Below are 11,495 nucleotides of genomic sequence, written 5' to 3'. Positions count from 1 at the left end.
CCCCCCCACCCCGACGCCGACCGCCACCGCCCCGGCGGGCGGATGCGAGGTGGACTACGCCCTGAGCAGCCAGTGGAGCGGCGGCTTCGGCGCCAATGTCACGCTGGTGAACCACGGCACCGCCGCCGTCAACGGCTGGAGCGTCGCCTGGACCTTCCCGGACGGCCAGAAGATCACCCAGCTCTGGAACGGGTCCTTCTCCCAGACCGGCTCCGCCGTGACGGTGACCAATACGTCCTACAACGGGACCATCGCCGCGGGGGGATCGGCCTCCTTCGGCTTCAACGGGAGCTGGACCACGGCCGACGACCCGCCGACCGCGGCCACCCTCAACGGCACCGCCTGCACCGTCAAGGCGTCGTAGGCGCGGTTCCAAGCAGGGGTCGCCGCACCGGTTCCGTCCGGGCGGCGGCCCCCCGCTACACCATGCGGGTCGGCGCGATCTGCTGGACACTCCGAGAAAGGCCGAGAATCACCGCCCTGTGACCGGTGGACGCCCCCGTTCGGTGGCTTCCGTCGGCACAATCGGCGTCCACGGCTGTTGCGAACCTCCACCTCGGTGACGGATGGTTCGTGGTCCTGGTGGCCGGGGGGACCAGAACGCAGCCGGCGATTCGCCGACGCCCCCGACCGAAGGACCGCAATGCCTGTCCAGACCCCCGGCCGAACCCCTGGCCGAACGACTGGCCGAACCCCCGGCCAAGAGCCCGTCCACGTGAGCAGACCCGCCGTCGTCCTCCCCCCGTACGAGGTGGAGCTGGACGAGATCCTCGCCGACATCCGGACCCACCACGCCGACCACCCGCAGCTGCGCCGGATCCTGCGGATCGTCGGCCGCACCGGGGTCCGCAGCAGGCACTTCACTCGTCCGCTGGACCAGGTCGGGCAGCCCGAGCCGATCGCGGAACGCAACAGCCGCACCTTCGCCGACGTCTGCGAGCTCGGCGAGCGGGCCGCCCGAACGGTGCTGGCCGAGCAGGACGTGGAGCCGGGCCGGATCGACTGCGTGGTGACCAGCCACAGCACCGGGTTCGCCATCCCCGGCCTGGACGTGCACCTGATGAACGCGCTGCGGCTGCGTCCGGACGTCCGGCACATACCCGTCACCCAGCTGGGCTGCGCGGGGGGCGCGCTGGCGCTGGTCCGCGCCGTCGACCACGTCCGGGCGCACCCCGGCAGCCTGGTGCTGCTGGTCGTCGCCGAGGCGCTGAGCACCGTCTACCAGCACTCCGACGACAGCGTCGAAGCCATGATCTACAAGGTGCTGTTCGGCGACTCCGGGGGAGCCGTCCTGGTCGGCGACGCCCCGCTGGGCCCGGGCCTGGCGGTACAGGACACCTGGGAGTACACCCTCCCGGACAGCACCGAGCGCTACCGACTGCGGGTGGACGGGCTCGGACAGCACTTCGACTCCACCACGGAGGCGCTGAAGTCGATGGGCGAGCTGGTGTCCCCGCTGCTGGAGTGGTACCGGCGCTCGGGCCGGGACACGCCGGACTTCTGGGTCGCGCACACCGGCGGGCCGCGCATCCTGAACGATCTGGAGGAGGGCGTCGGCTGCGACCGCAAACTGCTGCAGCACTCCTGGGACAGCCTGCGCGAGCGCGGCAACCTCGGTGGTGTGGCCGTGCTCGACGTCCTCGACCGCCTGCACGCGGACCCGCCCGCTCCGGACGCCTCCGGCGTGCTGATCGGCCTCGGCCCCGGCTTCACCGCCGCCGCCTGCCGCGCCGTATGGCGCACCGGCTGACACCAGCGCCCCCTTCGTGCCCCTGTGCACCCGTTCCCGGCCCGCCGCCGGGCGGGCTGCGTTGCATGGCCATGCGTTGGCATGCATAATATTGCTATGTCCAAGGTCCTCACCTCCCTCCCCGCCGGCGAACGCGTCGGCATCGCCTTCTCCGGCGGCCTCGACACCTCGGTCGCCGTCGCCTGGATGCGCGACAAGGGCGCCGTCCCCTGCACCTACACCGCCGACATCGGGCAGTACGACGAGCCCGACATCGCCTCCGTCCCCGGCCGCGCCGCCGCCTACGGCGCGGAGATCGCCCGCCTGGTGGACTGCCGCGCCGCGCTGGTCGAGGAAGGGCTGGCGGCGCTGGCCTGCGGCGCGTTCCACATCCGGTCGGGCGGCAGGGCCTACTTCAACACGACCCCGCTGGGCCGCGCCGTCACCGGCACCCTGCTGGTGCGGGCGATGCTGGAGGACGGCGTCCAGATCTGGGGCGACGGCTCCACCTACAAGGGCAACGACATCGAGCGGTTCTACCGCTACGGGCTGCTCGCCAACCCCAACCTGCGGATCTACAAGCCCTGGCTGGACGCGGACTTCGTCACCGAGCTCGGCGGCCGCAAGGAGATGTCGGAGTGGCTGGTCGCCCACGGGCTGCCGTACCGGGACTCTACCGAGAAGGCCTACTCCACCGACGCCAACATCTGGGGCGCCACCCACGAGGCCAAGACCCTGGAGCAGTTGGACACCGGCCTGGAGACGGTCGACCCGATCATGGGCGTGCGCTTCTGGGACCCCGCGGTGGAGATCGCCACCGAGGACGTCACCATCGGTTTCGAGCAGGGCCGTCCGGTCAGCATCGACGGCAAGCGGTTCGACTCCGCCGTGGACCTGGTCATGGAGGCCAACGCCGTCGGCGGCCGCCACGGCCTCGGCATGTCCGACCAGATCGAGAACCGGATCATCGAGGCCAAGAGCCGCGGCATCTACGAGGCCCCCGGCCTGGCGCTGCTCCACATCGCCTATGAGCGGCTGGTCAACGCGATCCACAACGAGGACACGGTGGCGGCCTACCACAACGACGGGCGGCGGCTCGGCCGGCTGCTCTACGAGGGCCGCTGGCTGGACCCGCAGGCGCTGATGGTCCGTGAGTCGCTGCAGCGCTGGGTCGGTGCGGCGATCACCGGCGAGGTGACGCTTCGACTGCGGCGCGGCGAGGACTACTCGATCCTCGACACCCGCGGTCCGGCGCTGAGCTACCACCCGGACAAGCTCTCCATGGAGCGCACCGAGGACGCGGCCTTCGGCCCGGTGGACCGCATCGGCCAGCTCACCATGCGCAACCTGGACATCGCGGACTCCCGTGCCCGGCTTGAGCAGTACGCCGGTCTGGGGCTGCTGGGCACGGGCCAGTCGGCCCCCGCCGCGGCCGGGCAGTCCACGGTGACCGGCCTGATCGGCTCGCTGGACGAGGGCGGCGCGCAGGCGATCGCCGCGGGCACGGAGACCACCGCCGCCGAGGGCGCGCTGGACCGTGCCGCGATGGAGTCCGGAACGGACTGACGCTCTCTCCGCCGGACGGCTGAGGGCCGCCCCCGCCGGGGTGGCCCTCGCCCTCCTTCCGATCGGGCAAGCCTTCCGATCGGGCACGCTTCGACCTTCACACCGAACTGGGGCTGAATCACAGATGGGCAACAACGACAACGTACGGCTCTGGGGCGCCCGGTTCGCCGACGGCCCGTCCGAGGCGCTGGCGGCGCTCAGTGCCTCCGTTCACTTCGACTGGCGGCTGGCGCCCTACGACATCGCCGGCTCCCGGGCCCACGCCAAGGTGCTGCACCGGGCCGGCCACCTCAGCGCGGACGAACTGCAGCGGATGCTGGACGGGCTGGACACCCTGCTGGCCGACGTCGAGTCCGGCGCCTTCACCGGCACGGTCGCCGACGAGGACTGCCACACCGCGCTGGAGCGCGGCCTGCTGGAGCGGCTGGGCCCGGACCTCGGCGGCAAGCTGCGCGCCGGACGGTCCCGCAACGACCAGATCGCCACCCTGGGCCGGATGTATCTGCGCGACCACGCCCGGATCATCGGCGGGCTGATCCTGGACCTCCAGCAGGCCCTGGTCGGGCTGGCCGAGGCGCACCCGGACACCGCGATGCCGGGCCGCACCCACCTGCAGCACGCCCAGCCCGTGCTGTTCGCGCACCATGTGCTGGCCCACGTCCAGGCGCTGGGACGGGACGCGGAGCGGCTGCGCCAGTGGGACACCCGCACCGCCGTGTCCGCCTACGGCTCGGGCGCGCTGGCCGGGTCCTCGCTGGGCCTGGACCCGCAGTTCGTCGCGGCCGAGCTGGGCTTCGAGGGCGGCAGCGCCGCCAACTCCATCGACGGCACCGCCTCGCGGGACTATGTCGCGGAGTTCGCCTTCGTCACGGCGATGATCGGCGTCAACCTCTCCCGGATCGCGGAAGAGGTGATCATCTGGAACACCCGCGAGTTCGGCTTCATCACCCTGCACGACGCCTTCTCCACCGGATCCTCGATCATGCCGCAGAAGAAGAACCCGGACATCGCCGAGCTGGCGCGCGGCAAGTCGGGGCGCCTCATCGGCAACCTGACCGGGCTGCTGGCCACCCTCAAGGCTCTGCCGCTGGCCTACAACCGGGACCTGCAGGAGGACAAGGAGCCGGTCTTCGACTCCTGCGACACCCTGGAGGTGCTGCTGCCGGCCTTCACCGGGATGATGGCGACCCTCACCGTCCACGACGAGCGGCTGGAGGAGCTGGCCCCGGCCGGGTTCTCGCTGGCCACCGACATCGCCGAGTGGCTGGTCAAGCAGGGCACGCCGTTCCGGGTCGCGCACGAGGTGGCCGGCGCCTGCGTGAAGTTCTGTGAGCTGCGCGGGCTGGAGCTGTCGGACCTGACGGACGAGCAGTTCGCGGAGATCTCACCGGCGTTGACGCCCGAGGTGCGCGAGGTGCTGACGGTCCACGGCGCGATCGCCTCCCGGGACGGACGCGGCGGCACGGCGCCGTCGGCGGTGGCGGTGCAACTGGCCGAGGTGAAGGCGGACCTGGCGGTCCAGCAGGAGTGGGTCGAGGCCGCACGCTGAGTCGTGCGGGCGGAGTCGGGGGCGGGCACCGTCGTGTGCCCGCCCCCGACTGCTCGGGCGACTCCTGGAGCGACTGCCCGGGCGACTGCTCAGGCGGCCCGGGGGAGTTCCTCGTCCGCGGGGGCGGCCGCGGCCGCCGCGCGCCGGGCCAGCGCCTTGGCCTTGGTTGCGTACATGTCGACGTACTCCTGCCCGGAAAGGTCCAGGATCGCCGCCACGATCTCGTCCGTCACCGCGCGCAGCACATAGCGGTCGTCGGCCAGCCCCTCGTAGCGGGAGAAGTCCAGCGGCGGGCCGAAGCGCACCTCGGGGCGCGGGCCGAGGCGCCAGAGCAGCCGGCCGCTGGGCTGGACCCGGTCGGTGCCGATGAGGCCGACCGGGATCACCGGGACCCCGGCCGACAGCGCCAGCCGGGCCACCCCGGTGCGGCCGCGGTGCAGCCGTCCGTCGGGGGAACGGGTGCCCTCCGGGTAGATCCCGAACAGCTTGCCCTCGCGCAGGGTCCGCAGCCCGGTGTCGATCGCGGCGACCGAGGCGCGCCCGCCGCTGCGGTCCACCGGCACGGCCCCGGCCCCGGTGAAGAACCAGGCCGTCAGCCGGCCCTTGAGCCCGGCGCCGGTGAAGTACTCGGCCTTGGCCACGTAGTGGACCTGCTGCGGGGCGAGCAGCGGCACGAACACCGAGTCGCAGAACGACAGGTGGTTCGGTGCGATGATCGCCGGCCCTTCGGCCGGGATGTGCTCCAGGCCGCTGATCCGCGGCCGGTAGAGCAGGCGTACCAGGGGGCCGATCAGGATCCATTTGAGCAGCCAGTAGAACACCACAGTCCTCCAGGAGCGGGCGTCACGGATCACGGAAGGCGAACACGGGAAGCGGGGGCGCCGGTCCATGACGCTATCGGCTCCGGGTTACCGGGAGGAGCGCCGCCGGACGTGGGCTTGGTTACATTCCGTCGATGGAACGACTACGGAGGTGTGTGGTCCGTGTGGCCGGGCCGGGTGTCACCCGTGCGGGTGGATCGCGCCAGAACGCGGATCCGGAGGGCGGCCGGCCGGCGTCGCCGCTGACGATCCACCGGAAGCCGACCCGGGAGCCCGCCGATGCAGCCCACCGCAGCCGATCCCGCCCTGCGCGGGTCCTTCCTGCCCCTGCTGCGCGGTCTTGCCGCCGCGCAAGGCCTCGACGCCGAGGAACTGGAGCAGCAGGTCTGGCTGCGCGCCGCGGCCGAACGGCCCTGCTCCGACCCGCGGTCCCGGCTGCGGGCGCTGACCGTCCAGGAGTTCCGCCGGGCCCGTGAGCAGCGGCGCGGACATGCCAGGGCGCTGGAGGCGGCGGCGCGACTGGCCGGGGCCGGCACGGCGGCCGACGCCGCCTCGCCCGAGCTGCGGGCGCTGGACGCCGAGCAGGCCGAGGAGCTGCGGGCGGCCATCGCCCAGCTGCCCGCGCGCTGCCCCGCACTGGTGGCGGCACTGCTGGAGCTGCCGCAGCTGAGCTACCGGGAGCTGGCCGAGGAACTGGCGATGCCGCGCGGCAGCATCGGACCCACCCGCTCCCGCTGCCTGGCCTGTCTGCGTCGACTCCTGGAGGGCCGACTCCTGGAGGGCCGACTCCTGGAGGGCCGGCTGCTGGACTCATCCGCTGAATAGATGATTGGGAGGGGTGATGGTATGGGTAGTGGGCTCTAAACGTACGCCCGGTCCCGACGGAACCCGTCGGGACCGACCCACCTCCGGTCAGGGCAACCCGGTCGCACCCCCCTCATCCTCGCGGCCGGGGTACACAAGAAAGGGAGGAATGCGCGCATGGGCATGAGCGTGACCACCTCGATCGCCACCGAGGAAGAGGCGGAGCGGATCCTGAAGCTCCAGTACCTCTGCTACCAGAGCGAGGCCGAGATCTACGGGGACTGGGGCATCGAACCCCTCACCCAGACCCTTGACAGCCTGCGGACGGAGTTGAAGGAACGTCATGTGCTGGTCGCCCGCCTCGGCGACGAGGTCGTGGGCAGCGTCCGCGGCTGGGTGGACAGCGACGGGGTGGGCCGGATAGGCCGCCTCTGCGTGCATCCGCGGATGCAGCGGCACGGCCTGGGCACCCGGCTGGTCAGCGGCATGGAGCAGCTGCTCGCCTCCGGCGACCGGCCGGTGCGCGCCTACCGGCTGTTCACCGGGCACCGCAGCCTCGGCAATCTGCGGCTCTACCAGCGGCTGGGCTACCGCCAGACGCAGGTGGAGGAGGTGACCCGCAGCCTCAGCTTCATCGGACTGGAGAAGCCGGTCCCGACCGCCGAGCAAGTGGCCCAGCCGGTCACGCAGCTCGCCGCCACGGCCTGAGCCGGTATCGCCTCCACCCGGTGTGACCACACCGCCGGGTGGAGGCGATACGGCTGTCCGGGGGACCCGCTCGGGTTCCGCTCCCCGCCCTACGTAGCATGACCACCTGTGCGAGAGCAGGATCTCCAGGTGGACCGGGCGCCGGCCCGAACCGGCCTGCCGCGTCGAAGGGGTGACGGCGGGCCCCTACCTGGAGCATGATCGTTCCATCAGCCCCGCCGAGGAGCGGCGACAGGCAGGAGCCCGGTAGATGACGTCCACCTTTCCCGAAATCTCGATCAGTACCGATCGACTGGTGCTGCGAGCCTTCGAACCGGAGGACGTGACGGCACTGACCGACCTGATGAGCGACGAGCTGGTGCGCACCTGGACCACCGTGCCGCTCTCCTACACCCAGCAGGACGCCAGGAACTGGATCGCGCTGGGCGCCCCCGCCGAGCGCGCCCAGGGGCGCGGCATCGTGCTGGGCGTCCATGAGTTCCTCACCCAGCGCCTGGTCGGCTCGGTCCGGCTGCGGCGCACCGACTGGAAGCTGCGGGCCACCGAGGCGACCGTGGTCACCGGCCCCTGGGCGCGCGGCGAGGGCTACGCCGCCGAGGCGCTGCTCGGCGTCGCCCACTGGTTGTTCGAGGACCAGCGGTTCGAGCGGTTGGAGCTGCGCACCGCGGCCGGGAACACCGCCGCGCAGCAGGTCGCCCAGAAGATCGGCTGCATCAGCGAGGGCGTGCTCCGCAACGCCTGGATCGTCCGCGACGGCGAAGCCGCGGGCCGGGCCCGCAGCGATCTGCTTGTCTGGAGCCTGCTGCCGGAGGACCTGGACGGGCTCCCGCCGCAGGACGACCCGAACTGGTGACTCCGCGGCGCTGATCGGACCGACTACGCTGCACGCGGCACACCCGCCTACCGCAAGCCTTCGAGGGGGACCGGCCGCAATGGCTGACCGGGTCACAGTGATCGGCTGGGACGGCTCACCGCTCTCCCAGGCCGCGCAGGCCGCACTGGACGCCGCGACACTCGTCGCCGGCGGCACCTACCAGCTGCAGAACCTCAGAATCCCCGCCGGGGCCGACCGGATGGCCCTGGGCAGCGTGGAGCTGGTCGCCCGCAGGGTGGCCGACCACCGCGGCGCCGCCGTGGTGGTGGCCGAGGGCGACCCGGGGTTCTTCGGTGTGGTGCGGACCCTGCGCCGGCCCGAGCACGGCCTGGAGCTGGAGGTCCTGCCCGCGGTCTCCTCGGTGGCCTCGGCCTTCGCCCGGGCCGGGATGCCCTGGGACGACGCACAGGTCGTCAGCACCCATGGCCGGGGCCTGCGCCGGGCCGCCAACGTCTGCCGGGCCAACGCCAAGGTGGCGGTGCTGACCTCGCCCGGCGCCGGCCCGTCCGAGCTGGCGCTGATGCTCCGTGACGTGCACCGCACCTTCGTGGTCTGCGAGGCGCTGGGGACCCCGGACGAGAACGTCACCGTGCTCACCTCCGACCGTGTCCCGGACCACCTGTGGCGGGACCCCAACGTGGTGCTGGTGGTCGGCGGGAGCAGCAAGGGCCCGGTGCCGCCCTCCGGCTGGATCGCCGGGCGCCCGCTGGACTTCCCCGGCCCGCTCCGGGGCTGGGCGCTGGAGGCCCCGCCCGAGGAGGCCGGGGCCCCCGGCGGACTGCCGGCCGCGGTCCGGGCGCTGGTGCTGGCCAGGCTCGGTCCGCGCCCCGGCGACCTGCTCTGGGACGTCGGCGCCGGCACCGGGGCGGTCGCCCTGGACGCGGGCCGCAGCGGCGCGGCCGTCATCGCCGTGGACCAGGACGGCGACGCCTGCGCCCGACTGGATGTCAGTGCCCGCCGCTACGGTGTGGAACTGCAGACCGTGCACGGCACCGCGCCCGCCGTGCTCGCCGATCTGCCCGAGCCCGACGTCGTGCTGGTGCGCGGCGGGGCGGAGGTGCTGCGCGCCTGCCTCGGCCGCCGGCCCGAGCGCGTCGTCGCCCTGCCCCGGACCCTCCAGCAGGTCGAGGAGGTGCGGCGGGCCTTCGCCGAGGTCCACTACGCGGTCGACGGCGCGCTGGTGCACGCCTCGCCGCTGGCGGAGGGCAGCGGATTCGGCGCGGTCGAGCCCCGCTTCGTGCTCTGGGCGGACCGCTGAGCCGGAGCACCGCTCCAGCCGTACTCGAACATTCGGCGGGTACCGGCCGAACCGTCGCCGACCAGGTTCCGGACCGTCCGCGGACGGCTTCCCGGCTGCTCTCGAACGCCTTCTGAGCAGGCGTCGGATGCCCACTGTTCGATACTGCTGATCGTGCTGTCCCTGTCGGCCGGTAGGCTGACGCGTGGTTCTCACGGACCGTACGTGCCGGACGTTTCGAACGTGGCGCAGGCCACACGGCGACTGTGCGTGCTCGTTCGCCTCCGGGGCGGACGGACAGGGGAGAATGCCGGTACGTCCGGGGCGATCGTGCCGGTTGCCCCGGTTCAGTCGTTGTTGTTGGGGAGCAGACCGGTGTCAGCCGGTCCGTCGCAGCGGAGCGAGGACCGGAAACATGGGTGCTGCGGTCCGTGATCGCGCCGCCAAGGACGCCACGCGGCCCTGGAAGGAGCCAGTGACATGAGCGATACCGGCCACGTCCCGACCGGGGGGACGACCGAGCAACCGCTCGCGACGAACGGCGCGGAGCAGCCCCCGAACGGGGCGCCCGCCCCGGTCGGCGAGCAGTCCGCCCGCGACCCCTTCGGCAGCGACGCCTCTCTGGGACGCAACCAGGCGTTCCCGCAGCAGCCGGCGTCCGACAGCCCGCCGCCGCCGTACACCTTCCTCGACCTGCCGGACGAGGACGACGAGGACGAACTGCTGATGCCGGGCCCGCAGGGCTCCTGGAGCGAGCCCGCGGCCCAGCGCGAGGCGCAGCAGCCCGCCTTCCAGCCCCAGCCGGTCGCGCCCGAGCAGCCGCAGCCGCAGCTCCAGCCGCAGCCGTTCGAGGGCGTTGCCGCCGTCCCTGCCCCTGCTCCCGTGCCGGTCCCGATCCCGCAGCAGCCCGAGCCGGTTGCGACGGCCGCCGCCGACGGGGCCGTCCCGGACCCGTCCTGGCCGCCGCTGACCCCGCCGACCGGCCAGGCCGCGCAGACCCCGGCCGCGCCCGCGCCCGCCCCCGACGTCGAGCAGCCGCAGCCGGTCCAGGGCCAGCCGGCGCAGAACCAGCAGCCCCAGCCGATGGTCGCCGCACCGCGCCGCCCGCTGCACGCCGGGCCGCCGATCCCGGACCCCTCGCTGATGACGGGTCAGGTGCCGGTGCGCTCACTTGCCGACCGCGGGCCCTCGGCGAGCGCGGAGTCGCCGTTCACGGTCGCCGGCCCGCAGACGCCGCCCTACGGCATGCCCGCGGCCCCGGCCGCCCAGACGACCGGTCAGCACCCGGGCCCCGAGTACCTGGACCAGCCGGCCGGCGCCGGCTCGGCGCTCGGCACCGCGGTCGAGGCCGAGCCGGTGCGGGCCGCACCACCCGTCGAGGCGGCGGCGGACCAGGTCGCGCCCGACGGGACCGGGTCACCGGAGGCAGCGGTGCGGGCTCCCGAGCCGGTCGCGATCAGCGTCCCGGTGCAGATGCCCTCCCCGGAGAGCACCTTGGGCGCCAACCAGGCCCGGCCCGCCCCGGTGGAGGAGCCGCCCGCGGCGCCCGAGCCGCAGCCCGGGCCCGTCGTGGTCCAGACCCACGCCGTCCCGGTCGAGCCGGTCGAACCCGTCCCGGTCGAGCCGGCCCCGGCCGCGGTCGAGCCGGCCCCGGAACCGCAGCCGGTGGCCGAGACGGCGCCGATCGCCGAACCGCTGCCGCTGACCGCACCCGAGCCCGAACCCGTCGCTGAGGCCGCAACCGCACCCGGGGTCGAGACCCCGCAGCAGGACGCCGCCGCCATCCCGGCCCAGGGTGCCTCGCCCGAGGCAGGCGGCAGCCGGATCTCCGCGTTCATGTCTCCGCCGCCGCATCAGTTCACCGTGGTGGAGCCGGTGGTCGAGGCCGATCCCGAGCCGGACCCCGTTCCCGAGCCGGACCCCGAGCCTGAGTCCGCGGCCGCTGTCGAGGCCGCCCCCGAGGCCCCGGTCGAGGCCGCTCCCGCCGTTGCCCCCACCGCGGCGGAGAGCACCGCGCAGGGCACCGGTACGCTGTCGGACCCCGTACTGTCTCCTGTCCAACCCGCAGCGGAAGCGCAGCCTGTGTCTGAACTCCCCCAGCAGTCCACCGCTGTCCCCGTGCCGGAGCAGGCGTCCGAGCCCGACCGGCGGGTCCTCGCCGTGGATGCCGCCGGCAGCGTCGAAGCCGCCGAAACGGTGCAGCAGTC

General features: G+C 73.3%; 9 protein-coding genes and 1 pseudogene. 9 read left to right on the top strand and 1 reads right to left on the bottom strand.

What is annotated here, in order from left to right; genetic code table 11:
- The 4 genes from TR46_RS23715 to argH all read left to right on the top strand — a co-directional run.
- Positions 1-364, top strand: a 364-nt coding sequence (locus TR46_RS23715) for a cellulose-binding domain-containing protein (protein WP_174505148.1), incomplete at its 5' end; no start/stop codon positions are given.
- 351 nt (positions 365-715) lie between these two features.
- On the top strand, positions 716-1,750 hold the full coding sequence (locus TR46_RS23710) for a type III polyketide synthase (protein WP_042404615.1): 1,035 nt from the start codon (positions 716-718) through the stop codon (positions 1,748-1,750).
- A 96-nt stretch (positions 1,751-1,846) separates the two neighbouring features.
- On the top strand, positions 1,847-3,295 hold the full coding sequence (argG, locus tag TR46_RS23705) for an argininosuccinate synthase (RefSeq protein WP_042404613.1): 1,449 nt from the start codon (positions 1,847-1,849) through the stop codon (positions 3,293-3,295).
- Positions 3,296-3,419: 124 nt separating this feature from the next.
- The gene (argH, locus tag TR46_RS23700; RefSeq protein ID WP_042404612.1) at positions 3,420-4,844 is read left to right on the top strand and encodes an argininosuccinate lyase; all 1,425 of its coding nucleotides are present in this window, start codon (positions 3,420-3,422) and stop codon (positions 4,842-4,844) included.
- 89 nt (positions 4,845-4,933) lie between these two features.
- Here the strand turns inward: argH and TR46_RS23695 are convergent, their stop codons facing one another.
- Positions 4,934-5,665 (bottom strand): lysophospholipid acyltransferase family protein, encoded by a 732-nt coding sequence (locus TR46_RS23695; protein WP_042404610.1) that lies wholly within the window; start codon positions 5,663-5,665, stop codon positions 4,934-4,936.
- A gap of 279 nt (positions 5,666-5,944) precedes the next feature.
- On the opposite strand from TR46_RS23695, the gene TR46_RS23690 reads away from it, so the two are divergent.
- The 5 genes and pseudogenes from TR46_RS23690 to TR46_RS42500 form a co-directional block, all read left to right on the top strand.
- Positions 5,945-6,490 (top strand): sigma-70 family RNA polymerase sigma factor, encoded by a 546-nt coding sequence (locus tag TR46_RS23690; protein WP_052433050.1) that lies wholly within the window; start codon positions 5,945-5,947, stop codon positions 6,488-6,490.
- Between the two features lie 156 nt (positions 6,491-6,646).
- A complete protein-coding gene (locus tag TR46_RS23685) occupies positions 6,647-7,177 on the top strand; it encodes a GNAT family N-acetyltransferase (protein ID WP_042404608.1) in 531 nt (176 codons plus the stop codon).
- A gap of 250 nt (positions 7,178-7,427) precedes the next feature.
- Positions 7,428-8,030, top strand: a complete 603-nt coding sequence (locus TR46_RS23680; RefSeq protein ID WP_042404606.1) for a GNAT family N-acetyltransferase — start codon at positions 7,428-7,430, stop codon at positions 8,028-8,030.
- 79 nt (positions 8,031-8,109) lie between these two features.
- Positions 8,110-9,309 (top strand): precorrin-6y C5,15-methyltransferase (decarboxylating) subunit CbiE, encoded by a 1,200-nt coding sequence (cbiE, locus tag TR46_RS23675; protein ID WP_042404603.1) that lies wholly within the window; start codon positions 8,110-8,112, stop codon positions 9,307-9,309.
- A gap of 459 nt (positions 9,310-9,768) precedes the next feature.
- Positions 9,769-11,495, top strand: a pseudogene (locus TR46_RS42500) (hypothetical protein); the annotation flags it as partial.

The organism is Streptacidiphilus carbonis (assembly GCF_000787775.1).
GTDB lineage: Bacteria > Actinomycetota > Actinomycetes > Streptomycetales > Streptomycetaceae > Streptacidiphilus > Streptacidiphilus carbonis.
Note: the sequence above shows the minus strand (reverse complement) of the source record. Positions and strands in the feature narration are given on the sequence as shown.